Annotated in this window: 24 protein-coding genes and 1 riboswitch; of the genes, 6 read left to right on the top strand and 18 right to left on the bottom strand. The window is 39.7% G+C overall.

Annotation, left to right across the window (positions count from 1 at the left end; all coding sequences use genetic code 11):
- Window positions 1-125: 125 nt before the first annotated feature.
- Entirely contained in the window at window positions 126-1,046 is a 921-nt protein-coding gene (gene speB, locus ACLPIE_RS06770) for an agmatinase (RefSeq protein ID WP_430260762.1), read from the bottom strand.
- A gap of 222 nt (window positions 1,047-1,268) precedes the next feature.
- On the bottom strand, window positions 1,269-3,173 hold the full coding sequence (speA, locus tag ACLPIE_RS06765; protein ID WP_430260761.1) for a biosynthetic arginine decarboxylase: 1,905 nt from the start codon (window positions 3,171-3,173) through the stop codon (window positions 1,269-1,271).
- Window positions 3,174-3,913: 740 nt separating this feature from the next.
- Between speA and metK the strand changes: the two genes are divergently transcribed.
- Window positions 3,914-5,065 carry a methionine adenosyltransferase gene (metK, locus tag ACLPIE_RS06760; RefSeq protein WP_430260760.1) on the top strand — a complete coding sequence of 384 codons (1,152 nt, stop codon included), beginning with the start codon at window positions 3,914-3,916 and terminating at the stop codon, window positions 5,063-5,065.
- An 80-nt stretch (window positions 5,066-5,145) separates the two neighbouring features.
- Here the strand turns inward: metK and ACLPIE_RS06755 are convergent, their stop codons facing one another.
- The 3 genes from ACLPIE_RS06755 to ACLPIE_RS06745 are packed head-to-tail and all read right to left on the bottom strand — an operon-like array spanning window position 5,146 to window position 6,326.
- On the bottom strand, window positions 5,146-5,556 hold the full coding sequence (locus ACLPIE_RS06755; protein ID WP_430260759.1) for a DUF6691 family protein: 411 nt from the start codon (window positions 5,554-5,556) through the stop codon (window positions 5,146-5,148).
- A gap of 4 nt (window positions 5,557-5,560) precedes the next feature.
- Window positions 5,561-5,998, bottom strand: a complete 438-nt coding sequence (locus tag ACLPIE_RS06750; RefSeq protein ID WP_430260758.1) for a YeeE/YedE family protein — start codon at window positions 5,996-5,998, stop codon at window positions 5,561-5,563.
- Between the two features lies 1 nt (window position 5,999).
- Window positions 6,000-6,326 carry an ArsR/SmtB family transcription factor gene (locus ACLPIE_RS06745; RefSeq protein ID WP_430260757.1) on the bottom strand — a complete coding sequence of 109 codons (327 nt, stop codon included), beginning with the start codon at window positions 6,324-6,326 and terminating at the stop codon, window positions 6,000-6,002.
- Window positions 6,327-6,432: 106 nt separating this feature from the next.
- Here ACLPIE_RS06745 and ACLPIE_RS06740 point away from each other — a divergent pair, with 106 nt between their 5' ends.
- Entirely contained in the window at window positions 6,433-6,966 is a 534-nt protein-coding gene (locus ACLPIE_RS06740; RefSeq protein WP_430260756.1) for a SprT family zinc-dependent metalloprotease, read from the top strand.
- A gap of 32 nt (window positions 6,967-6,998) precedes the next feature.
- Here the strand turns inward: ACLPIE_RS06740 and ACLPIE_RS06735 are convergent, their stop codons facing one another.
- Window positions 6,999-8,069: a magnesium transporter gene (locus ACLPIE_RS06735; RefSeq protein ID WP_430260755.1), complete on the bottom strand. Its 1,071-nt coding sequence runs from the start codon at window positions 8,067-8,069 to the stop codon at window positions 6,999-7,001.
- A 74-nt stretch (window positions 8,070-8,143) separates the two neighbouring features.
- A riboswitch (M-box (ykoK) riboswitch) is annotated at window positions 8,144-8,316 on the bottom strand.
- 587 nt (window positions 8,317-8,903) lie between these two features.
- Between ACLPIE_RS06735 and ACLPIE_RS06730 the strand changes: the two genes are divergently transcribed.
- Window positions 8,904-9,140 carry a HEAT repeat domain-containing protein gene (locus ACLPIE_RS06730; protein ID WP_430260754.1) on the top strand — a complete coding sequence of 79 codons (237 nt, stop codon included), beginning with the start codon at window positions 8,904-8,906 and terminating at the stop codon, window positions 9,138-9,140.
- 98 nt (window positions 9,141-9,238) lie between these two features.
- Here the strand turns inward: ACLPIE_RS06730 and hcr are convergent, their stop codons facing one another.
- Window positions 9,239-10,243, bottom strand: a complete 1,005-nt coding sequence (gene hcr, locus ACLPIE_RS06725; RefSeq protein ID WP_430260753.1) for an NADH oxidoreductase — start codon at window positions 10,241-10,243, stop codon at window positions 9,239-9,241.
- A gap of 71 nt (window positions 10,244-10,314) precedes the next feature.
- Entirely contained in the window at window positions 10,315-11,967 is a 1,653-nt protein-coding gene (gene hcp / locus ACLPIE_RS06720) for a hydroxylamine reductase (protein WP_430260752.1), read from the bottom strand.
- Window positions 11,968-12,273: 306 nt separating this feature from the next.
- Between hcp and clcA the strand changes: the two genes are divergently transcribed.
- A complete protein-coding gene (gene clcA / locus ACLPIE_RS06715) occupies window positions 12,274-13,671 on the top strand; it encodes a H(+)/Cl(-) exchange transporter ClcA (RefSeq protein WP_430260751.1) in 1,398 nt (465 codons plus the stop codon).
- 94 nt (window positions 13,672-13,765) lie between these two features.
- On the opposite strand, the gene tehB is transcribed toward clcA, so the two are convergent.
- The 6 genes from tehB to ACLPIE_RS06685 form a co-directional block, all read right to left on the bottom strand.
- Entirely contained in the window at window positions 13,766-14,653 is an 888-nt protein-coding gene (tehB, locus tag ACLPIE_RS06710; protein WP_430260750.1) for an SAM-dependent methyltransferase TehB, read from the bottom strand.
- Between the two features lie 129 nt (window positions 14,654-14,782).
- The gene (locus ACLPIE_RS06705; RefSeq protein WP_430260749.1) at window positions 14,783-15,862 is read right to left on the bottom strand and encodes a linear amide C-N hydrolase; all 1,080 of its coding nucleotides are present in this window, start codon (window positions 15,860-15,862) and stop codon (window positions 14,783-14,785) included.
- 186 nt (window positions 15,863-16,048) lie between these two features.
- Window positions 16,049-16,822, bottom strand: coding sequence for a topoisomerase IV (locus ACLPIE_RS06700; RefSeq protein ID WP_430260748.1), 774 nt, complete (start codon window positions 16,820-16,822; stop codon window positions 16,049-16,051).
- Window positions 16,823-17,130: 308 nt separating this feature from the next.
- Window positions 17,131-17,709 carry a YceI family protein gene (locus ACLPIE_RS06695; RefSeq protein ID WP_430260747.1) on the bottom strand — a complete coding sequence of 193 codons (579 nt, stop codon included), beginning with the start codon at window positions 17,707-17,709 and terminating at the stop codon, window positions 17,131-17,133.
- A 13-nt stretch (window positions 17,710-17,722) separates the two neighbouring features.
- On the bottom strand, window positions 17,723-18,280 hold the full coding sequence (locus ACLPIE_RS06690; protein ID WP_430260746.1) for a cytochrome b: 558 nt from the start codon (window positions 18,278-18,280) through the stop codon (window positions 17,723-17,725).
- Window positions 18,281-18,918: 638 nt separating this feature from the next.
- A complete protein-coding gene (locus ACLPIE_RS06685; protein WP_430260745.1) occupies window positions 18,919-19,539 on the bottom strand; it encodes a malonate decarboxylase holo-ACP synthase in 621 nt (206 codons plus the stop codon).
- Window positions 19,540-19,748: 209 nt separating this feature from the next.
- Between ACLPIE_RS06685 and ACLPIE_RS06680 the strand changes: the two genes are divergently transcribed.
- Window positions 19,749-20,717: an FUSC family protein gene (locus tag ACLPIE_RS06680; RefSeq protein WP_430260744.1), complete on the top strand. Its 969-nt coding sequence runs from the start codon at window positions 19,749-19,751 to the stop codon at window positions 20,715-20,717.
- A 275-nt stretch (window positions 20,718-20,992) separates the two neighbouring features.
- Complete coding sequence (locus ACLPIE_RS06675; protein WP_430260743.1) at window positions 20,993-21,634, top strand: NAD(P)-dependent oxidoreductase; 642 nt, start codon at window positions 20,993-20,995, stop codon at window positions 21,632-21,634.
- A gap of 104 nt (window positions 21,635-21,738) precedes the next feature.
- On the opposite strand, the gene iolB is transcribed toward ACLPIE_RS06675, so the two are convergent.
- From iolB to ACLPIE_RS06655, 4 genes are all read right to left on the bottom strand, one after another.
- Entirely contained in the window at window positions 21,739-22,569 is an 831-nt protein-coding gene (iolB, locus tag ACLPIE_RS06670; protein ID WP_430260742.1) for a 5-deoxy-glucuronate isomerase, read from the bottom strand.
- A gap of 300 nt (window positions 22,570-22,869) precedes the next feature.
- Complete coding sequence (gene iolE / locus ACLPIE_RS06665; RefSeq protein ID WP_430260741.1) at window positions 22,870-23,763, bottom strand: myo-inosose-2 dehydratase; 894 nt, start codon at window positions 23,761-23,763, stop codon at window positions 22,870-22,872.
- A gap of 31 nt (window positions 23,764-23,794) precedes the next feature.
- The gene (locus ACLPIE_RS06660; protein ID WP_430260740.1) at window positions 23,795-25,699 is read right to left on the bottom strand and encodes a bifunctional 5-dehydro-2-deoxygluconokinase/5-dehydro-2-deoxyphosphogluconate aldolase; all 1,905 of its coding nucleotides are present in this window, start codon (window positions 25,697-25,699) and stop codon (window positions 23,795-23,797) included.
- A gap of 25 nt (window positions 25,700-25,724) precedes the next feature.
- Window positions 25,725-26,858: a Gfo/Idh/MocA family protein gene (locus ACLPIE_RS06655; RefSeq protein WP_430260739.1), complete on the bottom strand. Its 1,134-nt coding sequence runs from the start codon at window positions 26,856-26,858 to the stop codon at window positions 25,725-25,727.
- Window positions 26,859-26,974 lie beyond the last annotated feature (116 nt).

Here is a 26,974-nt window from a genome sequence, read left to right as displayed (position 1 = left end):
TGTTTAATTAACAAACGACTGAGTGAAATTTAAACTTAAAAAGCCACCATAAATGAAGTGAACCCTATATATTGGACACTTTTCTTTAACTGGTGGCTTTAATGGGAGCATGCAAAATATAGCCGTTATTTCTTCGCTGCTTGGATATACAACATTTCTAATGCAATGGATGCTGCCGCAAGAGCCGTGATCTCAGACTGGTCATATGCAGGAGCCACTTCCACTAAATCCATACCCACGATATTTAATGACTGTATGCCACGCAATAATTTCAACGCGCGATCTGACGTTAAACCACCGATAACCGGTGTTCCTGTACCCGGTGCAAATGCAGGATCGAGACAGTCAATATCGAACGTCAGGTAAACAGGCATATCACCAACAATTTCTTTGATCTGCGCAATCATATCGTCCACGCTACGGTCATTAACCTGCGCCGCATCCAGCACAGTAAAGCCATTATCGCTGTCGTGTTCAGTACGAATACCAATTTGCACTGAACGGGTTGGGTCAATTAATCCTTCTTTTGGCGCATGGTAGAACATCGTTCCGTGGTCAAACTTGCTACCGTTACCATAAGTATCGGTGTGTGCATCGAAATGGACTAACGCCATTTTACCAAAATGTTTTGCGTGAGCGCGTAATAATGGCAGTGTCACGAAGTGGTCGCCACCAAAAGTTAAGCAGCGTTTACCCGACTCAATCAGTTTTTCAGTATGCGCTTGTAGTTTGTCACTCATATCTTGAGCATCACCGAATGCAAACACAAGGTCACCGCAATCGACGACATTTAAACGGTCAGTTAGTTTAAAGTTCCACGGCCAACGATGGCTTTCCCATGCAAGGTTAGTAGATACTTGGCGAATAGCGGCGGGCCCATGACGGCTACCAGCACGGCCAGACGTTGCCATATCAAATGGCACACCGGTGATCACCCACTGTGCATCTGAACTATATGGCTGAAAATTCAGTGGAAAACGTAGAAAACCAAATGCGTTAGAAACCAGTGAATTATCAACTTGATTGCCTAAAGTACTATTAATCATTTTTGTTCCTCAAAATGAGTTTGCTCGTTAGCAAACCCGTTTAATATTCGGTTCAAATAATTTTATCTGATCAACTTCATACAGTTTAAATAATAAACAAACTGCATTTTTTTGCATAAAATTATTATCTCTCCACTATACGATGCTCTATATAGATCGCACTGTCGCTAGGCGACAACAAAGTACGGCCACTGACGCTACAATGCGAAATATGACGATCATTTATTCGTCTTCTAAATAGGTATAACCATATAGGCCATTTTCGAACTCGTCGACAAAGTCTTTTTGCAGTTGCTCACTCAGCCCTGTGCCTTTTACTTGCTCAGTAAAACTTTCTAATAGCTCTTCAGGTACCAGTTTGACATATTGCAGCATGTCAGCCACCGAGTCACCTTCTTCACTTTGTAAATAACGTACGTTGCCTTGGCTATCAACCCAAACATCAATTGCGGCCGTGTCACCGAACAGGTTATGCATATTGCCTAAAATTTCCTGATACGCCCCAATCATGAAGAAACCTATCATTGGTGGGTTTTCAGGATCATACGCTGGCATTGGCATGGTGGTTTCGACACCATCACCATCCACATAATGGTCGATAATACCATCAGAATCGCAAGTGATATCCAGCAAGACAGCTCGCCGATCTAACGGTTTATCTAACCCTTCAATCGGTAAGACAGGGAATACTTGATCAATCCCCCAAGAATCAGGTAATGACTGGAACAATGAGAAATTAACATAGAACTTATCTGCCATACGTTCTTGCAATTCGTCGATGATCGGACGGTGAGCACGGTTGCTCGGGTCTAAATCCTGCTGAATACGACGGCAAATATTAAGGTATAGCTCTTCTGCCCATGCACGTTGTGTCAAATCTAACACACCATGAGCGTACTGGGTATGGGCTTCTTGTAAGTCGAACTGACTATCATGTAACCATTCACGTAATGAACGGCTATTGCCTTGATGCTGCATTGATTCCCATGTTTCCCATAAAGAAATCAGCGAACGCGGTGCATCTTCATCCGGCGCCGACGTTTTCGTGAATTCATTACGCTCAACGCCAATGACATTGGAGACTAAAACGGTATGATGAGCCGTGAGTGCTCGACCAGACTCCGTGATCACCGTTGGGTGCGGTAAATCAAATTCTTCGCACGCATCCCCAATCGCCCAAATCACGTTATTGGCGTATTCATTTAAGCCATAATTGACTGAGCAATCTGATTGAGAACGTGTGCCTTCGTAATCAACACCCAGCCCACCACCGACATCAAAGCATTGAATGTTAACACCTAAATGATGCAACTCAACATAAAAACGGGCAGATTCACGAACCCCGGTTGCGATATCACGGATATTCGCCATCTGAGAGCCTAAATGAAAATGTAGCAGTTGCAAGCTGTCTAAACGATTCGCATTGCGCAATATTTCCACAAGTTGCAGCACTTGTGTCGCAGCCAAACCAAACTTGGACTTTTCTCCCCCACTGGCCTGCCATTTACCAGAGCCTTGGGAAGCAAGGCGTGCGCGCACACCTAAACGTGGAGTCACATTTAAGCTTTCCGATTCTTTTAGCACCATCTCAATTTCAGACATTTTCTCGATAACAAGGTAGACCTTATGACCGAGTTTTTCACCAATTAAAGCGAGACGGATATATTCACGATCTTTATAACCGTTGCAAACAATCACCGTACGAGTACGGCCTGCGTTAGCTAAAACGGCCATAAGTTCCGCTTTAGACCCGGCTTCTAATCCTAAAGGCTCATCTGAGTTAACCAGTGATTCAATCACGCGGCGCTGCTGGTTTACCTTAATGGGATAAACAAGGAAGTAATCCCCTTTGTAGCCATAAGATTCACGAGCACGTCTAAACGCCGCATTTATCGAACGCAGGCGATGCTGCAAGATTTGCGGAAAGCAAAATAAAGCCGGTAAGCGTAGATGCTCCTGTTCTTCTTTAACTTGATTTACGAGATCAGCTAAATCGACAATGGTATCAGGGTGTTCAGGATTAGGGCAAACACAGACATTTCCGCGCTCATTCACCTGATAGTAGCCACCGCCCCAATACGCAATATTGTACGTCTGGCGCATTTTGCGAGCGATATTATCATTCATAATAAACTCCTATTGGAGGGGTGAGCGACGCGTTATCCTTTCTATCTATGTCAACAAATGCATGTCTATGATGACATCACACTGCCAAGCAGTTATGTCGGGGAAACGGTAATACTCAGATTTTAATAAAAAGTGCTTAGAACATCTAAACAGTGACAATATACGGCCTTAAGCTGACAAATTAATGACTTAGCCTTAAAGGTGTATGAGAGATGTGGCGGTAACTTCGTGAAGAAGTAAAAAATGACAGGAAAGTAAATGCCAATGTCACGCGGCGATCCGCATATGACGGTTGGATACTGTTATTCAGTAGATTATGGATCATTTACCATTAACCCCCAATATAACTGTTTATTTCTTTAAAACTTCAATGCGGTAGCACTATTTTGGCAGGTGAACCTGTTGATTTAAGCTATATCACCTTATATTTATTGAAATTTAAAAGTTTATAAACATTCCTGATAGATAGCAGGGTATTTCTTTTTGACCTGCTGGTATATAACGGGAACGAACAACCATCCGTTACGGTCGCAGTTTATACATCTATTGAGCTCAAAAAGCAAAACCAAAATGACAAAATTACGATAAAACTTTTAGAAGTTATTCTAAATTGCCATTTTATGCCCTATTCGACTTTTGTAAAAATACAGGTAGAATTTTTTACCGTATGGGACTAGAATAGCCGTCTAGATGTTAAAACATCCAATTATAAATCTGCGAATTCTTAAGGTATTAATCTCATGGCTACACACCTCTTTACTTCTGAGTCTGTATCAGAAGGGCATCCAGATAAAATTGCTGATCAAATCTCTGATGCAGTACTTGATGCTATTCTTGAACAAGACCCGAAAGCTCGCGTTGCCTGCGAAACCTACGTCAAAACAGGAATGGTAATGGTTGGGGGAGAAATCACGACCAAAGCTTGGGTTGATATTGAAGAAATCACACGCAAAACAGTTCGCGAAATCGGTTATACCAGTTCAGATATGGGCTTCGATGCTAATTCATGTGCTGTTTTAAGTGCTATTGGCAAACAGTCTCCAGATATTAATCAAGGTGTTGACCGTATTGATCCATCAGAACAAGGTGCGGGTGACCAAGGCCTTATGTTTGGTTATGCGACTAACGAAACTGATGTATTGATGCCTGCACCAATTACTTATGCGCACCGCTTAGTTCAACGCCAAGCGGACGTCCGTAAAAATGGCACATTGCCATGGTTACGCCCTGATGCAAAGAGCCAAGTTACTTTTCAATACGACAACAATAAAATTGTCGGTATTGATGCTGTTGTTTTATCTACTCAGCATTCTGAAGATATCCAACAAAAAGACCTGCATGAAGCGGTAATGGAAGAAATAATCAAGCCGGTTCTGCCTGCCGAGTGGTTAAGCTCCGCAACCAAGTTCTTTATTAACCCAACAGGCCGATTTGTGATTGGTGGGCCAATGGGTGACTGTGGTTTAACTGGTCGCAAAATTATTGTTGATACCTATGGCGGTATGGCGCGTCACGGCGGTGGAGCTTTCTCTGGTAAAGATCCTTCGAAAGTTGACCGTTCCGCGGCTTATGCTGCACGTTATGTTGCCAAAAATATTGTTGCTGCTGGCCTTGCTGACCGCTGCGAAATTCAAGTTTCCTACGCAATTGGTGTCGCTGAACCTACATCAATTATGGTAGAAACGTTTGGTACTGGTAAAGTTGATGAATCTCTATTGATCCAATTAGTTCGTGAATTCTTCGATTTACGTCCATATGGTTTAATCAAAATGCTTGACTTACTGCACCCTATTTATCAGCAAACTGCATCATATGGCCATTTTGGTCGAGCACAATTCCCTTGGGAAAAAACGGATAAAGCAGAATTACTACGTAGTGCTGCTGGGTTGTAACTTTGCCATTAAATACAGTACATAAAAAACCCATCAATGATGGGTTTTTTGTTTAATATTATATAGTTAGATTCGTACAGTTAACTTTTTTGACTAAATTGAAAAATCGCCATCCCAGCAATCATCGCTAACATGAATATTATCCCCTGAGTGATCCCCATCCCTGTTAATAGCAACGCCGGCCCCGGACAAATACCAGCAAGCCCCCAGCCAACCCCAAATAAGGCACTTCCTGCCACCAGCTTTTTATCAATTTTTTGATTTGATGGGATCTGTAACGGGCAATTGAGTACACTCACTTTACGCTTTTTAACCGATGCAAAAGCAACGCCACTGATCACCATAGCAACGGCCATTGTCACTAATAAAGAAGGGTCCCAGTTGCCAGTAATATCTAAAAATGCAAGGATTTTTGCTGGATTCCCCATCCCCGCTATCACCAATCCTAAACCAAACAAAATTCCCGAAATGAGAGCAATAATAATTGGCATACTGCTACCCTCTTAACTCAAAATGGTTAACAAGTGCGACGGTTACAAAAGCTATAATCATAAAAATCAACACAGCAACAATCGAGCGACGAGAGAACCTTGCCATCCCGCAAATACCATGACCACTGGTACAGCCGCTACCTAAACGGCTGCCAAACCCCACAAATAAGCCCGCTACAATTAAGATGGGGATACTTGCGTCGATATTAACTTCCGGAGTATAAGCAAACCAAATGAACAATACCGGAGCAATCATCAAACCTATAACAAAAGCAACTTTCCAAGCTGTATCACCTTTTATCGGGTTTAATAAGCTACCTAAAATACCGCTGATACCCGCAATACGCCCATTAAAAATCAATAAAATTACCACAGCTAAACCAATTAATATCCCACCTATCGCAGCAGATATTGGCGTAAAATTAGCCCAGTCAATCGTCATGTTAGTGCTCCTTTATTGGGCAATACAACTGATATAATGTATTAAGCAACGTAAATAACTTTTCATCTGCAATCGCATAATAGATGCGTTTGCCATCACGCCGCGTGGTGACTAACCCTTCGTTGCGCAGTACAGTCAGTTGTTGTGATAACGTGGGTTGTTTAATGCCTAAACGCTCTTCCAACTCGCTAACGCAAGCTTCACCTTGAGTTAATTGGCAAAGTAAAATTAAGCGATCTGAGTTGCCCAATGTTTTCAATAATGAAGCGGTCTGGTTTGCAGCTTGCTTCATCGCTAAAATTTGTTCTTCAGACGTGTTATTATTCATGCAGTAACTTTTTCTTTATATTATATGTAATGATAATATATGTTTTGATATAATGACTGTCAATTATCTCTTGTTTGACTCACTGACCCTCACGTATCTTTAAGCAATGAAAACGACTAGAGTCCCAATTTTTTTACAACAACGCGTTATGCGTACATTGCGAGAAAAACTCGTACTTGCAGAACAAAAGCTGGAGCAAACATTTCCAGAGCCCATTATTAACTATAAACAACGTGGTACAACCGCAGGTAGTGCCTACTTAAAAGAATGGGAAATTCGTATCAACCCCACATTATTAATTGAAAATAAAGAAATCTTCATTGACGAGGTCGTCCCCCATGAATTGGCTCATTTACTTGTTTTTAAAGTATTTGGTCGCCAAGGCATTGCTCCCCACGGCAAAGAATGGAAATGGATGATGCAGCATGTTCTTGAAGTAACAGCGAAACGGACTCATAACTTTGCGGTGGCTACCGTAAAAAGCAAAACATTCCATTATTATTGTGCATGTGAAGCACCCCACGAGCTGACTATACGTCGCCATAACAAGGTTGTTCGAGGTGAAACCCAATATTTGTGTCGCCGATGTAAAGGGATATTAAAACTAAGAGAAGAAACAGTCGTAGCGGCAGAAAATTGATTTTTCTGCCGCATCAGGTTTGAGCTAAACGCTTAAGCAAACTCCGTCATCACTAATTTTGCGATTTCAAAGTAAATAATCAGCCCAGTACCATCAATAAAGGTTGCAATGAAAGGTGCAGAAACAACTGCTGGGTCGACTTTCATTTTCTTTAACACCATAGGAATGATAGAAGAAACTATTGCACTCCATACGGTGATCGCAACAATGGTTAAACTCACCACAATGGTCACTTCATGACCTACACCTAAAATCCAAGCTCTAATTAAAGCAGCGCCACCGATAGTGATTGCAACTAAAAATGAAGTGGACACTTCTTTTTTCAATACTGTACCAAGGTTACGTAAGCTCACTTCACCAAGCGCCATCGCGCGAACTAGCGTCGAGGTAATCTGTGTGCCACTGTTCCCCCCTGTACCAATAAGTAAAGGTATAAAGAATGCCAGTGAAATGGCGGCTTCTAGTTGCTCTTCAAATGCCTTTAAAACAGTGCCGGTATAGGCCTCAGCGACAAATAGCATCAATAACCAAACAACACGTTTACGCCATAATGTCACAGGGCTTGTTGTTAAATAAGGTTCATCAAGCGGTGTGGTTGCGCCTTGTAATTGCGCATCAAGTGTATTCTCATCTTCAATTAATTCAGCGATATCTTGCGGACGCAACACACCCATTAATTTACCAAATTGCACCACGGGGATCATATCTAGACCACTATGATTAATCAGGTCATAAACGTCATGACGTGATTGTTCAGGCGCAACAGAAAAGTAATTGTGTCGCATAATATCTGACACTAATAAATTCTCTGGTGAGGCTAGTAAAGATTTAACTGAAATAATTCCATTTAAATAGTTGTCGTTATCAACAACAAACAAATAAGTGGGGATTTGTTCACCATCAAGATGTTCAATAAGATTTTGTTTTACACAATCTATTGAATCTGTGATAGAAACTGGCAGATATGATTGACTCATATACGCACTGACAGTTGCGTCATCAACTTTTGGTTGTTGTGTATTATTGTCTTTGCGGCGTGAGCCTTTCATCGCGGATTGAGCAATAGCAACTGCTCCCGCTTTGTTTTGGGTAGTGAAAGTCATTTTTATTAGTCCCTATTACTGTTGGTTACTCAAACAGTACTCACATAGGGGCGAAACCAGATGAGAGAATGCAAAAGCTATCTCTTCGTCTCGGTTTTAGCACTATACAACGTATCCTGTTTTTATCAGGAAGTTACATGGGGATATACCTTCGGTCGATATATCCTGTCCTAATCTTGGGCGTCTCTCGACGTCGTCAGATCAGCAACCTATGTTTGTATAGGAGCCTCGCCTAACGAGATACTGCACTTTGGATGCGGCGCGAATTATACCCTCTGCTGAATTAATTACCACCCTATATGTACGGTTTTTTACGCATCGAAAACTTATTGTTTAGGTTCCGTTTAAGTTTATATTTAATATAACTTCACTAGGTAACAAAGTGTAACAAATAATAAATTTCATTATTTTGTTATAAAAACATTATAGTAATAAAAAAATACCAACAATATTAATCTAAAAAACAAAAATTACATTTTAAATATTATTTAACAAAACTAACCAATTAAAAAATGAAAAAAACCGCTTAACCCCAGCTCTCAAAATAAATAAAACGCCACTATAAAAAGACAAAATCAAATATAAACGTTGACACCCTCCAAGGGTATATGTAACAGTATCTCACCCTATATAGTAGTATTTTATATTAAACATAGGTAAATACACCAATCTATAAATAAGAAAAAACACCTACATCGATATTAAATACTAAGCTATTATAGAAAAGTATTTTTTTAATTTTTAATTAAAGTTTTTTTATAACAATTTAGAATTAAATATTACAATAATTACCATACAATAACTCATATTTTATTTAACAGTGAAAATTTTATTATGGATAAAGTAATTGTTGGAATGTTAACCAGTTTAACATTTCGCGTAAATGATGAAATAAAAATCGCTGCAATTTCAGCATTAGGGGATTTTAAAGCAACCATTGAATACAGTGATGCAATCATCCGTATCATTGATTTATGCCAAGATCCAAATAAAGAAGTTGCAGTCTCAGCAATTAATACCCTAAGTAAGCTGTCAGTTTATTTTATGACTGACGTTAAAACAGAAAACTAACCTACATATATTCAGTATAATGAAAATATTTATTCACAAACACTTCGCAGAGCTGTCTCATTATTTTAGTAGTGAGACAGCCTATTTATTTTAAGTAATTATGCTATTTCAGTGTCACTGTGTAATTGGCAACTACAAGCTAAAACATACCCCTCAGCTATTTCTGCCTCAGTTAATGTCATGGTACTGGTTGTTGTATAATTGCCTGATAATATTTTTGTTTTGCAACTTCCACAGACCCCAGCTCGACAAGCCGCAATGACAGGTTGTTTATTCTGTTCTAATGCCGCTAGTAACGTTGTGCCAACAGGTACATTAAAGTTGAGCAAACGTTGACGAATTTTTAATGTAAGTATGTTTTCACTTTCTACCGCTTCTGGCTCTGTCGAGAAACGTTCCATAAAAAAATGCGCTGCGGGTACGCCTAAATTTGCTACATATTGCTGTACATTTTTCATGTAGGGTACGGGGCCGCAGGTCATTACAACACGAGAACGAATATCTGGCACAAGCGCTTTCAGTTTTTCTTCGGTCAGACGCCCTTGCGCTATATCACCATAATCAGGAGTTTCTGCCATCACACATAATTGTAATCTATCTGGATACAAGCTCGCTAAGTGCTGCCATTCCTGCGCAAAAATAACTTGTTTGTCATCACGAACATTGAATAAGACTTTAACGTTAGCTTGGGGACGATTGACCATTAGCCAACGCGTCATTGACATGATTGGCGTTACGCCACAACCAGCCGCTAACATTAAATATTGTTGGCATGTGACATTTGCGCAAGTAAATTCGCCTTGAGCTTCTGATAACCAAAGGTAATCCCCTTCTTTAACTGTACGAGTTAACCAGTTTGACCCTATTCCGTTTTCTAAGCGTCTCACCGTTATTGAGATAAAACGGCTTTGCCCTGGTGATGAGGACAGAGTGTAAGCACGCATGACTTCATCACTATTTTTGATACTAACCAGAGCATATTGACCGGGCGAATACATATAGAAATCGTGATTAATGAGATTGATTGTCCAGACATCCGAGGTTTCTTGGATAATCGAATGAATTTGCATCCTATTGGGACATAAACTCGTTGGCATTGTCATTGCATCACTCCCTTAAAGGGGAATACCCCCTTTTATATCAATATGTTAATCAGGTAAAATCGCTTAACTATTTATGCGGGTAAAATTTCAGCTAAATCTTGTTCAACTGTAGTAATACTGCGCATACCAAACTTTTCATTCAGTACATTCAATAGGTTTTCAGTTAGGAAGCCAGGGGCTGTTGGGCCGGTATAAATATTTTTCACGCCAAGTGCCAACAAGGTCAGTAGGATCACAATCGCTTTTTGCTCAAACCAAGACAAAATCAAGCTCAGTGGTAAATCATTAATACCACAGCCTAATTTTTCAGAGAGATTCACAGCAAGCATAATTGCAGAATAAGCATCGTTACATTGTCCAACATCCAACAAGCGCGGTAAGCCTTCAAGCGTGCCGAAATCCAGTTTGTTAAAACGGTATTTACCGCAAGCTAGCGTTAAAATTAGGCAATCTTCAGGTACACTACGTGCAAAATCAGTATAGTAGCTTCTTTCACCTCGGCTACCATCACACCCACCAACAAGGAAAACATGGCGTAGCTTTTTCTGTGCCACTAAATCAATCACCGCATCAGCTGCACCAAGTAAAGTTTGGCGACCAAATCCCACCGTAATTTTGTGTTCTATTTCTGTGTATGGGAAACCTGCAAGTGACTGTGCTTGAGCAATCATCGCTGAAAAATCATCACCGACTAAATGTTTTGCACCTGGCCAGCCCACAATACTACGAGTCCAAATTCGGTCTTTATATTGCCCTACATCTGGGTCAATAATACAGTTGGAAGTCATTAATACAGGGCCTGGGAATTTGGCAAATTCCACTTGTTGATTTTGCCAACCACTGCCATAGTTACCTACTAAATGCGCATATTTTTTTAGTTCTGGATAACCATGAGCAGGTAGCATCTCTCCATGAGTATAAATATTGATCCCTGTACCTTCCGTTTGCTCTAATAACATCTTCAAATCTTTTAAATCGTGCCCTGAAATCAAAATGCATTTACCCGCAACTGGGCGTACATTAACTTCAGTTGGAACAGGGTGGCCAAATTCGCCCGTTTCCCCTGCATCCAATATTTCCATGATTTTGAAATTCATCAAACCAATAGCCATGGAATTATCGAGTAATTCATTCATATCTGATGGTAATGTGCCTAACCAAGCCATAATTTTATGGTACTGCCCATAAACATCATTATCGTATTGACCTAATACGTGAGCATGTTCCATATAGGCTGCGGCTCCCTTCAAGCCATATAAGCACAACATCCGTAATCCATGAATATCTTCACCGACTTCAGCTTTATCAATGTCTAAAGAAAACTGCGCAGCTTGTGCTTGCAAAGTAGGAATATCTGCACCATTTAACTGTAAATTGATTAATGGATGGTTAAAAACGACCGCACTATTTACTGATTGGCAGTGTTTAATTAATTTATCACGTAAATAAATCGCTTCACGTGCATAACCAATAATGCGGTCTGAGTCGAAATTAACGTTCGTTAGCGTAGAAAAAAACGCACGTGGGGCAAAACTATCAATATCATGGTCAATAATGCCAAGTTCACGAGCCGCCACAGCACTGGCCGATAAACTTTGTAATACGGCGACTAATAAGTCTTGTAGATCTGATGTTTCTGCTGTTTTACCGCACATACCCTGCGCGTATGCACAGCCATTACCAGCCGGAGTTCTAATTGTTTGTTCACATTGCACACAGTACATGTTGTTCGCCTCTTAAAGTTGCATTTTAAATACAACATTAAGATTACGCTGTTTAAAGGAATAAAAAAATGGAATTATCAGCTATCTCACCGTTTATTGATCTAAATTAATATTTACTGAAAATGAGAACTATTCACAATAATTGAACTATGCTATTCGTACTGTTTAATCTCATTACGATATTTCTTTACTAAATAGGTTCCATTTCATATTTAATTTTTTCCATTGTGATGATCCTATGGCAACTCTTGTTATACTTACTTATAAGTGATTGTTCTTCTGTTATAAAAAGAGAGTCTAATAAAGATGACGCAGGTAAACTCAACAAGCCAGTCTGTGGTAAAAAAACGATTACGGATTTTTCAACGATTAAAAGAGTCCGATAAAACACCTCTAAAGATCTTATTGTTAGCTGCTCTCATTGGTGCTGCCGTTGGCCTTGTCGGCTCACTATTTGAACTAGGAACAACTTGGGTCAGCAACTATCGCGTGCAATCAGTGAATGAATGGGTCACGCCTAAATGGTTAATAATCATTGTGATGTTTTTCGTATCTGCCATTCTTGCAATGATGGGCTATTACCTTGTAAGGCGTTTTTCACCAGAGTCAGGTGGCTCAGGTATCCCTGAAATTGAGGGAGCATTGCAAGATTTGCGGCCTGTTAGATGGTGGCGAGTGATCCCAGTTAAATTTATCGGGGGCTTAGGGACATTAGGCTCAGGAATGGTATTAGGTCGTGAAGGCCCCACGGTACAATTAGGGGCTAACTTAAGCCAGATGTTTTATGACCTTTTCCGTCTAAAAGATAACGAATCGCGTCACACCTTACTAGCATCGGGTGCTGCTGCTGGCCTATCGACCGCTTTCAACGCTCCACTGGCAGGAATTTTATTCATAATTGAAGAAATGCGACCACAATTTAAATACAGTTTAATATCTATCAAAGCCGTATTTATTGGTGTTGTTACTGCAACAATTGTCTATCGCTTAATTAATGGTGAGTCTGCCATACTCAATATTGGGCAATTTTCCTCAGCCCCAATAAATACACTGTGGCTTTATTTAATTTTAGGTATGTTATTTGGTGTTATTGGTATTTGTTTTAATCGTTTTTTACTGTACCTACAAAGCTTATTTCTCGCCTTTTATCAAAATAAAATATCGCGTTTCGTATTAATGGGTGGACTTATCGGTGGCTCTTGCGGGGCGATTGGTGTTTATTTGCCAGAAATTGTCGGTGGGGGATACTCTGTCATCCATCAAATGGTCGCAGGACAGTTTACTATTACTTTCTTGTTTATATTCTTTGCTCTGCGCTTTTTAACGTCCACAATTAGCTTTAGCTCGGGGGCCCCTGGTGGTATTTTCTCACCATTGTTGGCTTTGGGTACCTTATTTGGCGGTGTTTTTGGCTATGCAGCTCTTGAGTTGTTTCCTAACTACCAAATTGAAGTGGGAACTTTTGCCATTGCAGGAATGGGGGCTTTATTTGCAGCAACCGTTAGAGCACCTTTAACCGGGATCATATTAGTTTTAGAAATGACCAGTAATTACCAGCTAATCCTACCAATGATCATTACCTGTATTGGCGCGACGATGATGGCGCAATTCTTAGGTGGTAAACCCCTTTACTCTGTCTTATTAGAAAGAACATTAGCACGCAGTGGACAGCAAAAATCGATGACCTCAACAGATACCCCTTAAATTTTAAAGATAAAAAAGCGGGAAAGCATGTTTTTCCCGCTTTTTCAAAAACCTCAAGCGTTGCCATTGACAGCAACGCTTTTTAGCTTCTAAATTATTTCTTTTTCGCTATTAATGTCGCGAAATTCAGTTTAATTCGGTTTCCTTGAGCATCCGTTCGATGTAAATGTCCAGGATTTTCATTATATTTTAAGATGTTCCAATCTTGATAATAACCTTCTAACTCACCAGGTTTTAAAAAGCATTTAAACGGAACTAACTCTAACGGAGCATCAGGTGTTTCGACAGCACAAACAATGACATTAATACCACCTGATACCGTATGTTCTTGCATATTTTTCACAACATCCGCAATTTTTTCACGTTGCAAAAACATCAATACTACCGTCGAGATAATTAATTGATAGTCACCTTGAATTTGATGACTATTAATGTCATAAACCGCAGTATTAATGTTTTCAATCCCCGTCTGTTGCTTCAAAAAATCAATGGCTTGAATATGCTGAGGATTAATATCAACAGATGTCACATCATAGCCTTGTAATGCAAGGTAAAAACTATTTCTACCACGCCCTGAGCCAAGATCTAACGTTTTACACGGCGTCGAAAGATTATTTTCGCACAAATAACGCACTTCTGAATGAGGGATAGTGAGCCCATTTTCTTTATAAAATTTGATTTCAGGATGACATAAAAAAGAAAGTTGGCATTCCATATCATCACTACAATCGGCAATACGATGCCATACCTGTGGTTGGATTATTGGAGGCTGATGATGAATATCAAACGTAAAATGTTGTTCACTGTCATCTTCATTAAAAATAATGAAATCAAGCGAGCCTTTTAGGATTTTTAGTTGGGCGTAAGTGTCTTCTTTTGTGTTATGGCGTTCTTGGAACATCAATGGCAAAGTGGTTTTATTCCAAACTGGCATCGTTTTGTAGCAGACGAGTTCATTCATATCATCACCAATAAGTTGCATTTTAAATACATCTTATATTGTTCATTAACGCACTGCAAAGCATTCATTAATAAAACAACTTATTTTTGACTAAAATCAACCCCTATGAAACGTAGAGGCTGATTGATATAGAAAAAACAACATTAAAAATCAATAAGTTAATTGTTTAGCACTTAGCCCCAAAAATTCAAAAGGTTTTGTCTCAACATAGCTGTTTGTCGCATCCCCTGAATAAATATGGCTTTGCTCTTCGCCCAGGTCGAGCTTTTTCACTTTTCCTGTTTGTTCAGAAAAATCGATTTTTGCTAAATCAGTCCAAAAAATATTTGGCGTTAACGCAGACTCAAAGAAGTATAGCTGACGTTTATGATCCACCAATGTACGCCAGCGGGTTGACGATATTTCAGGCGAGTTTTCTGTTGTCAGACCATAAGGGACAGACACATTACGGATTACACCAAAGACGCTTGCTACCGCTTTATTTGCTGTCGTTTTTTGTGGAATGGCATTAATATAAAACTGCGCTCGAGCAAACCGATCCGCTGAACGGTTGGTTCCCGGTAACATAACCGTTCCACCAATACCTTGCCAATATTCCTGCATCGCCAATTGTTTTTCGTAAGTAGGGGAATTAGTCATTACCTGATATTTACGGCTATGGTGAATGACTTGTTTGCCATCAATATACTCAATAATCGCACTATCACCACTGGCATCTGATAACGATAAATGTAGCGTCGCTAAACGATCTTGACCGGGTACATTATCTGTCGCCACTATCAGTGGATTTTTTTCTAAATCAGCTACCGCTTCTTCAACTGTAGCGTAATTATCCAACATATATTGTGCCCACAAAGAAATGGACAATGCAGGGTGTTTATCAGTGGATTTCGGGTATGTAGATTCAGCAAGCCATAATAAATTAGCCACTAAACCTTTTTCATTTACACCATCAGTGGTTGAAATATCATATCCTGATGCAATCACACTGCCGTATTTCGATTTCCATTTCAATGAATTTGGCCCAGCAATTCCATCACGCTCCATGCCACGAGGAAAAATCCATAGATTGGTACCAATATCATACTTCCAATCCATCGTTCTTCCTGTCATCGTTTGCTCGTTTTCGCCTAAATAAACGACTCGAGTACAAGCCTGACTTACCATAATTGGCATTGATACAGCGGCAATTGTTGCCAGTGCGACGATACTTTTTTTAATAAACCGCACGCTACCTCCAAAATGATTAAAACCGATAGACTAAAGTAGCATACATCTTATATATGCATGCTAGTTAAGTTTGTACTAATTAATAAAGTATAGAAAATTAAAAGAGATGTGAACAAAATAAATGTAATAAATGATAAATTAAATGGCACTGTTTAATATAAGTGCCATTTAACATTCTAAAAGTAACTAATTATTGGTAGAAGAAAATAATGAACGCAGTAATGCCGCTTTTTGCGCATTATCTGGAAGAGACAGAATCTCATCGTAAAAATTAATTGAAACACGACAAGCTAATGCAGGAGTCTTTTTCCATGCATTTAAATCGCTTAGGATAGCCGCATCTTCACCATATTTTATAGAAAGTTCACCTGCTAATTTAGTTAGCATTTCGGTGTATTCCGTTGGTGACATTAGTGTCTGCTTAATACCCGACTCACTGGAAATCAGTAACTCATTGGTAACCTGAATTTGCTTTTGCAGGATCGCTTGGTTTTTTTTAGGTAGAATAAATTCTGCTGTTTCTCTTAATTGAGGGAAAATAGAATAAAAACACGTTTTTCCTGTTGGATCTTCCTCTAATAAAACCTTTAGGTAATCATTGGCCTTACTCGTGAAGTTGATCACAGAATCATCTGACGCATATTCTATCCTCTCTAAAACCAATTTCATAACACTACCAACAATCTGATCAAACAGTTGACGGCGAAGATCTTCATTATTGGGATCATACTGTGTGATAATATGTTCAAGGTTTTGGTAGGTTTCAGGACTTATTTTTTTCACCGTCGCAATAATCGGCAATTCTTTTTCTACTTGAGCAAGCGCTTTTGAATGAACCGTACTGTTATTTTCTGTTGATAATACGTTGTTATCTTTACTTAACCAGTAAAAACCTAATGCGAATGCAATAAATATAATGCTAACGATTAATGCGGTTTTGCGTGAACTATTTGTATTCAAAATTGCCCTGCCTCTTCTCGATAAAACGGGTCACTACGAACATTTAAAGTTATTTGAACACTTAACTTATTGTGCATAATACCGTAAGTTGTTAACACAATAATGGCAGTCCTATTCAATAAAATAACGTCATGAGTTGACCTAAACAAAACTAATGTACATTTTAGCTTGTATTAAAGTCGTCTAGCTATAGGAATAAGAGAAAATACAAGATACCAGCTGGGAAATTACCACAAAAAAACAAATTTCGTCATTCTTAAACAAAAAAGCCCTCGGCTCTAACCAAGGGCTTTAATACAATAAAAATCTTATTTAGTCTGAACGCCTTCAACTGAAATCAGTAATTGTGCTTCTTGAGATTTAGGACCTAAATCAGACTTGATGTTGAACTCCTTCAGTTTGATATTCCCTTGTGCTTCGAAACCAGCACGGTAACCACCCCAAGGATCTTTACCTTCACCCATTAATTTCGCATCTAACGTGATTGGTTTTGTTACACCATTTAAAGTAAAGTCACCCGTGATTTTATAATTTTCACCGTCTTTCTTCACTTCTGTTGAAACAAATTTTGCTTCAGGGAACTTAGACGCGTTCAAAAAGTCTGCACTACGTAAATGTTTATCACGCTCTGCATGATTAGTATCGATACTGCCAGTTTTAATGGTTACTTCGACTTTATCTTTTGATGGGTCTTTAGCATCATAAGTAAAATTACCATCAAAATCTTTGAAACTACCATACACCCAGCTATAACCTAAATGCTGAATACGGAATTCAATAAATGCATGTTGGCCTTGCTTATCAAATTGGTAAGTTTCTGCTAATGCTGAACCCGCAGTTAAAAATAATGCGCCAGTAGCCAGACCAAGAACCGTTTTCTTCAACATAATTATCTCCACGTTACTTATCGGGATTAAAGCCCAATATTCTTTTTAATGTAATATCACGATCAAAGAAGTGATGTTTAAAAGCTGCAAAAGCATGTAAAACTGACAATAAAACTACTGCCCAAGCTAAATATAGGTGAACTTCACCGGCTGTATCCGCTTGTGTTGCAGCACCTGTAAATATTGCAGGTACATCAAACCAGCCAAAGACACTAATTGGCTGTCCATCAGCGGTTGAAATTAAATAACCACTAATCAAAATACTGAATAAAATAATGTAAATTAGAACTTGAACAGTAATAGAACTCACTTTTGTTAATTTACTGTAGCTAGCAAGCGGCTTCGGTGGCGGAGAAATAAATCGCCAAATCACACGAAATGCCATAACAATAAAGAGTAAAATTCCTATACTCTTATGGATCTCTGGAGCTTGGTGATACCAACTATCATAATAGCCTAATGTCACCATCCATAGGCCTAAAGCAAACATTCCATATACGACAATTGCAACTAACCAATGCACGAGCAACGAGACGTGCCCATAACGTGTTGCATTATTTTTCCATTGCATAATAAAACCATTTAGAAGTGAATATGATGTCCAAGTAAGTAAGCCATAATAATCATAAGGTGAAACTAATTTTATTCCTATCCCAAAGTTAAACAAATATTTTGTTGGAGATATTCAAATACGATCACCATGCAAAAAAATAGTTTGATATTCTATTTTGTCTATATTAAAAAATAAAAGTTGAACAAAGATTTATCCAGTTTTGTAAATAGTCGTAATTTAATAATTCTTTCTTCATTTTTTTAATTCTATCTTATACCGAATAGATATAACGATTTTAGTATACAAATAAAATTTGTAGGCTCAATTTTTCATTTTATTTTGATATTCTCTGTTTTCTATTTTTAATCCCACTAGCCGTTTACCTCTATACATAAACTTTGGTTAGTCAGCCTAATAATCGGTTGACCAAATGTTAGATTTACTGACAATAAAAAAATGCTAATAACCCGGTAAACAAAAGCCACATTTCAACTACTAAAAATGCGGTTGGGAACTTAATCACAAGCAATTTATGTCGTAATTAAGTTCTCTGATTTGATTAGGAAAAAATCACCTGTACGAGCATCAAAATTAATAATTAATCAATTTGTATTAAATTCAGTCCACTTTCGCTTAGTTTACCAACAAACTTTGCTTTACAGTTTTTCATCCCAAGGGTCTGCTGTCATGACATCACCAATAGGCGTGTGTAACTTGACTTGGTCATTCTTAAACCATTCCGCTAATGAAAACCCGCCTTTTGGTGTTTCAACATGAATATCAATCGGGCAATAAGGCGTGTTAGCTTTGATAGCAAACTCTGCAAAATCTTCTTTTTGGTGACGGGTTGGGCAACGAAGAACAACATCAAGATCGCAGTCTGATAGCATACTTTGAATATCTGTCGCTAAAGTGTATGCACAGCTGCCTGTAACGCCCCAACTCCAAGGCCATTTGGTCTGTGAGATTATCCATAAAACTTGCACTGGAGGTAATGCGATAAACATAGAACGTTGTAATTCAACTGAATTAGCAACCAGTGACTCAACATTCATGATGTGAGTTACCGCCGATTTTTCAATCTGAGTGGTCACACGTTGATGTGGTTTTATGCCTCGAATAGCAACCGTGAGTTTATTATTATCGGCTTTATTTCGATAAACGGTCAAAGGGAGCGTATTGTTCCACTGTGAGGTGACCCATTCAGGAAGTGTATTTAGGGCAACATCTTCATTACTACCAACCCAAACAAAATCATGCGGATTAATTATTTGCATTTTTTTACCTTTATGATTGCTACGACTGCTCTGTCGTTATTATGCCTTTTTTACCGCATAAAAACATAACTTAGCCAATATCAATCGCTATTATGCCATTTAATCGTAATTTAACTAAATCTCTGCGATAACCTTGAAATATCATCTCAGTTATTATTTAATTACCTTTATAATTAATAAGTTACATATCACATTGAGAGTATCGTATTATGAAAACATACCCAGCAGTTCATGATGGCATTATTTTTACCAGTTGTATGTTTTTCAGCGCCGTCATTGCATTTGCGCTCTTTGATGTCCAAGCTGCAATGTGGGGCGCATTCTCTACGCTATACTCTTTCAATTTATTCAATGCAGCAAAAGAATATAAAAATTACGCTTATACGGCTTTTTGGCTATTTATGATTTTAGTCGCGATCTTTATTGGTGACGCATTGCGATTAGGTACCGCATTTTATATTTACCTTGCGATATTTTCTTTCATTTATTATCAGCTATATGGTACTGACCCCGCGATGGATTTAACCATGAAATTTATGATTATCATGTCAACCATTGGGACTATTTTACCAGATATTTCAAAAAGCTTAGCATTTGGTTTTATTATTGGTAGCACTGTAACTTTAATCACTTATTATGTCTTAAGCCATAAAATGACTCGCCATAGCATTATTACCAGTGCTCTGGTCGAACAGAACTTATTTACGTTACGCAAAAATATTATTCCTCGCTCGATGACTTATGCCATCGGACTCTTATTAGCCTTAGCTATCCCCCGAATGATCGACTTAGGTCATTTTTATTGGACATTACTCACCTTTGTGTTTGTTTTGCATCCAAAATCAGAAGGGATCGTCAAAATTACCCTGCAAAGAGTCTTAGGAAGCCTAATTTCAGTTATTTTGTTGTATTTTTTATTTAACACCCCGCTGATGCCATATATCGGTTTATTTGCGATGGTCGTTTTTGCTTTCTTAATGCCCATGAGCTTTCACCACGGCTATACTTTTATGACGTTTGTCGTGACCAGCTTAATTTTATCCATTCTGGAGCAGGTTGTTTATTGGCGGCATCCTACCTATGTATTATTATTTGATAGAGTACTAGAAACTGCGCTCGGGGGAGCTATCGCAATAGTAACCAGTGTTATTTTAAAGCTATTTAGAGAAGCCAAATAACCACACAAAATAGATACCCTGAAGAATTTAGATCGAAACAGTCGGCATGTGTATGATTCGCTATATGCATTACACCAGCCCACAAATGGCTCCCGTTCTCAATATGCTGTTCACTTTTGCAAGTCGTATTAAATTCAAGTGGTATTTCACGAAAACAAAATTAATACGATTACGAAATGAATAACACTGTTCTATACTTTTAAAGAAATAATAAACACTCAAATCAGCAATATCATTATTGATGAGTATCGAACTCAGGTATAAGGAAGCTGAAAATGAAAATATCGATCATCGGTGCTACAGGGTTTGTGGGTAGAGCATTAGTGGCAGAAGCTTTACTTCGTCACCACCAAGTCACCGCTATTTCTCGCCATAGTAATCAATTACCCCAGCATGCCTATTTGATTACCGCATCGGGTGACATTACCGATGTCACTTGGTTAACATCGCGTCTTAAGGGGCAGGATGTGGTCATCAGCGCTTTCAATGCAGGTTGGCAAAACCCGAATTTATACCAAGATACCGTGGCTGGTAATCAAGCTATTTTACAAGCCGTACAAAAATCGATGGTAAAACGGTTCATCGTGGTAGGAGGAGCAGGTAGCCTTAAAATCTCACCGGACATTGACCTCATTGATTCTCCAGACTTCCCTGCGGAAATTAAACCGGGAGCCCAAGCGATGAGGGAGTTTAAAAACCAATTACAAACGATTGATTCCATAGATTGGACTTATGTTTCTCCTGCGGCAATGCTTGAGGCTGGAGAAAGAACAGAAACATTCCGTTTGGGAGGGGAGCAACTCCTGATGAATGGCGCTGTTCCTGCAAAAATTTCAGTTGAAGACCTTGCCGTCGCTATTCTTGATGAAGTGAATAATTCACAATTTATTCGACAACAGTTCACTGCGGCATATTAATTTTGACAAAAAAGCCGGTAAATTATTTACCGGCAAAAATAGATAACAGATTTGGTGTTTAACTTATTTCATTCACGTATAGCTTGCTTTATTGACTGTCTAACTTACTTTTCACGATGTTTTGCGGCATAAGTTTCGCTATTTACCCAGTTATGGTCTTTTTCCCACGTAAATAGCCACTTACGTGTTGGCCCTGCCATCACATTGAGATAATAGTTGTCATAGCCGGCCATCGTTGCCATTGGATGATACCCTTTTGGTACCATGACGACATCTTTGTTGTACACCGCCATACACTCATCTAATTCACGATCGTCAGTGTAAACGCGCTGCATACAAAAGCCTTGAGGTGGATTCAAACGGTGGTAATAGGTTTCTTCCAAATACGTTTCATTTGGCTCATTATCAGTATCATGTTTGTGGCTTGGATAAGAGCTGGTGCAGCCTTCGTCCGTATACACTTCCACAACCAATAAGCTATCTGCGGCTTTATCATCAGGTAAGATATTATGCACATAGCGTTTGTTGTTGCCATGACCACGCTGCTCAGCACCGATATCATCCGGCCCGATTAAACGCGTTGGATAAGTGCCTTTTCCTTTTGCACAACAAACAGCCAGTTCAAGGTTAGTATTCGCAGTGACTTCAGCAAACTCTTGCGCTGTAACATAAACTGCATAAGGTTTTTTACGTTCGAACGGGTCCATACGATCACCGATATTTTCAAACGTTTGTTCTGGTGTTTTGATCGTCGCTTTACCTGCTACTAAAACTAAGCACATTTCATTTTCAGAAGCAGGTAAGGAAATAGACTCACCTTGTTTTAATTCATAAACATCAAAGTGAACATAACCCCAGTTAGCGATTTGTGGAGTAATGTGCTGAGTACGCTTATGTGCATCTGGAGCATGGTATTTCGACAATAATTTTGACATAACTTTCCTCTGACACTTTTTTTAGGTTCTAGACAATTAAATCGTTTAAGTCACTAACCGTTTTATTGTCTAAATCGTTCAGTTTGTAGCTAGGCGGCGAGTGTTCCAATCCCTAGAGCATACATAACCATATGATTTGGCTAGTAAACGAAGCCAACAACGCTACAAACTGAAACATAATACATAAGTTCAGTATGTGACTAGACGGCGAGTGCACCAATCCCTAGTCACATACATAAGTATGTGACTAGGGTGGGTAAACGAAGCCAACAACGTCACAGACTGAAATATGACGACGATTTAGATTAACCCGGCATCCTTAGCTAACTTATGCAAATTACTATAACCCAATGTGGCATAAGTCAACGGATGTGCAATCGCAGGGTCTTGCTCTGCTTCAACCACGAGCCAGCCATTTTCATACTGGCAATTTTTCAATACTTTAAAAACTTCAGGGTAATTCACACAACCATCACCTGGTACAGTAAAAACTCCTGCTAATACTGCGTCTAAGAAGCTCGTTTTACGGTTTTTAACATCCTTCAGTACATCGGCACGAACATCTTTGCAATGTACGTGATTGATGCGTTTAGCCCAACGTTTTGCCACTTCAACGGGGTCTGCCCCTGCAAACGTTAAATGACCAGTATCTAGCAATAAGCCAACTTCATCCCCTGTGTGCTTCATTAAGTTATCAACATCTTCTGCTGACTCAATAACGGTTCCCATATGATGGTGATAGGCGATTTTAACCCCTTGAGATAAGGTATATTTTGCAAACTCGGTTAATTTCTTACCGTATTCTTCCCATTGATCCGCTGGGAACAACGGTCGCATGTGAACAGGTTTATTTTGATCGCCGTGGATGCAATGGGTCACTTCTGCAAACACCATCACTTTAGCGCCTAAATCACGCAGTAATGCTAAGTGCCCTTGTACTGCTGCAATTTCCTCTTCCACGCTGCGAGTTAATAACTCCCCCGAATACCAGCCTGAAACGAGTTGTAAATCATGCTGCTTTAAAATTGGCCCTAAGATTTCCGCTTTACGTGGAAATTTATTGCCTAACTCAAAACCAGCGAAACCTGCCTTGCGGCCTTCTGTTAAACATGTTTCTAGAGACGTTTCTGCCCCTAAAGTGGGTAAATCATCATTGGTCCACGTCAAAGGGTTGATGCCAAGTTGGATTGCCATGATGAAGCTCCTATATAGGTAAGAGTAAATATTATTTACGCTGACGCCATAAAGCGATCAGGTTTAAGTAATTGGTTTTAATTTTTTGAACCAACTCGTCATCGTTGATTTCCCCCTTCATCCACTCAAGTGAAGGCTTACCAAATAAGGTTCGGCCGACAGCAAACCCTTTGACGATTGATTTTCCTGCTGCTGCATTGAAACCCGCTTGCAGCTCTGCTTGAGGTGCATCAAGCCCTAATAGCACCACACCACGGCAGTATGGGTCACGCTCTTGGATGAGTGCGTCTACTTCATCCCAATTTTCAGCTTGTAGAGGCGGTAGTTTCCACCAATCTGGTTTGATGCCTAAGTTATAAAAGCGTTTAATCGCACGTAAATACAGCTCATCATTGCGTTCCATATCGGCGGGCAATATCACTTCGAGTAATAATTCATGTCCTGATTGGCAACATGCGCCATACACTTCTTGAACGGTTTTTTCTTGCTCTAAACGTAGCGGGTGGTTATCTTCTGGATGGAAGAATACCAGACATTTTACAATGTGCTCTTTTGGCCAACTAATCAGTTGGGAACCAATGTTGCCATGCTCTAAACACAATGGTCTGGATGCAGGTAGCTCAATTGGACGACCTATCCACCAGCCTCTTCCCGTCACATCATTCAATACATCTTGACCAAAGGTACTGTCACACAGCAACCCTGCTTTACCTTGCAGATTGGCCTCTTGAGCCACTTCATTGCTGGCACGGAAAATTAATTTTTTCAGATAAGGAATACACGATATATCTGCGCCTGTATGACGTGCCATATCGACAAATTGAATTCGATGGTCAAATGCCATGACACAAAGTTCATTCCATTGCGTGCTACGTGAAGTCACACGATGCAAATGGTTGAGTACAGGATCGAGGTCTGGGCGTGGAACTGCCGCTGCGCGCTCAAGATAATTATCCAACTCAACTTTTGTTGGCATTGCGGGTGCACAACCGTGGCGAGAAACCACTAAAGCACCACACGCATTGGCATAAGCACACGCTTTTTCCCAGCCCTCGCCATTCAAATAACCGCGTAATAAGCCAGACATGAAAGCATCGCCAGCGCCTAATACGTTGAGAACATCAACTCTTACTCCATGAACCGTAATCCCTTCGTCCAGTGTTTCTGGAATCGCTCCACTAAATACAGAGCACCCCAGAGAGCCGCGCTTACATACTAATTCTGCATCTGTTAATTGTCGGATATTTTTCAGGGCTTGAATGGTATCAGTCGTGCCGCCAGCAATATGAAACTCTTCTTCAGTTCCTACAATCAGATCAAACTGCGATAACACTTCTTGCAGCTGAGTTGTCACGCTGTCAGAGGCAATAAAACGAGTTTCACCATCACCGAGGGAGGTTAGCCCCCATAAAACTGGACGATAATCGATATCAATGGCTGTTTTAACATTATTACGCTTAGCATATTCCAACGCTTTTAATACGGCCGCGCGGGTTTTCGGGTTAGATAAATGCGTTCCTGTAATAGCGAGGCAACGTGCTGATGCAATATATTCCTCAGTAAAATCATCTGGCGTAATCGCCATATCTGCACAGTTATCGCGATAGAAAATTAATGGGAACGTGTCTTGGTCCTTGATCCCTAAGATAACTAGTGCAGTTAATCTGTCTTTATCTGTAATAAGGTGACTGGTATCGCATCCCACACGCTGTAGCTCCTCACGTAAGAAGCGCCCCATGTGTTCATCGCCAACACGGGCAAGCATTGATGATTTCAATCCTTGTATAGCTGTACCAAATGCAACATTACCCGAGGAACCGCCTAGGTATTTTGCAAACGTACTCATATCTTCTAGGCGAGAACCTATCTGCTGCCCATACAGGTCAACGGCAATACGGCCCATACAGATAACATCTAACTTCTTCTGCTTATCCATTAATTACCCCTTAACTGCAACAGAATTAATTGATTTCTTTGACTTTAACCCACCGCTGCTCTTCATATGAGCGCGCGATAGCATCTAAAATACGCGAGACTTTCCAGCCCTCTTCAAAGTCGGGCCACATTGGTTTACCTGTTGCAACACCATCAATTAAGTCGCGTACCTCAACGGTTTTCTGGTCATTAAAGCCAATACCGTGGCCCGCACCATTACAAAACGGTGCGTAATCTGGATGTTGAGGTCCTACTAAAATTGTTTTGAAGCCTTGACGATTAGCGGGCTCATCATGGCGATACAGTTTTAACTCAGCCATTCGTTCTTGCGTGAAAGACAGTGTTCCTTTGGTGCCGGTCACGACGTAAGTCAGCCCCATTTTACGTCCAGCGGCAATACGAGATGTTTCGATAACACCCATCGCACCGCCAGCAAAACGAACCATCGCATGAGCCTGGTCTTCATTTTCCACAGGCACCATCACAGAAGACCCTTCTTTCTCTGGACGTTGTTTAATGACAATTTCCATGTCACCACAGACGGTTTCAATATCACCAACTAAAAATTGTGCCATATTGATAATGTGAGCCGATAAATCCCCCAATGCACCTAAGCCCGCTTTTTCTTTAAAGCAGTGCCAATGAATCGGTGCATTGGGGTCTGCCATATAATCTTCATTGTGAGTACCATAGAAATGGATAACCTCACCAATTTCACCATTTGCAATAATTTCTTTTGCCAATTGCGATGTTGGGTTTTTCATATAATTAAAACCCACTAAAGTTAAAACACCGGCTTTTTTAGCTGCTTCGACCATTTCTTTGGCATCATCAGAATCGAGCGCTAATGGTTTTTCGCAATAAACATGTTTTCCATGTTTAATGGCTTCCATTGCCATTTCTTTATGTAGAAAGTTAGGAGAACAAATGTCAACCACATCAATATTTGGGTCAGCAACTAATTTGCGCCAATCATCAGTTGAGCGATTGAACCCCATTTCTTGGGCGCGCGCCTTCGCTAACTCAGGTGTAATTTCAGCGATCATTTCACGCACCAGCTTCCCTTGTAGTGGAAAAACAGTGGGTGCTTGTGCATAAGCAATGGCATGAGCTCGCCCAATATAGCCAGTACCAATCATACCGATACGGATTTCTTTCATTTGTTCTACCTCTCGCTCATTCTATGGTGCAATGGCTAACCACTGCTTTCCCTGTTATTCAAAAGCTGATGACAATGTTATACGGAATATTCATTTCATTTTCAATTAAATTGAGA

The organism is Providencia sp. Me31A (assembly GCF_050487165.1).
Lineage (GTDB): Bacteria > Pseudomonadota > Gammaproteobacteria > Enterobacterales > Enterobacteriaceae > Providencia.
This window is presented reverse-complemented; position numbering and strand designations above follow the sequence as displayed.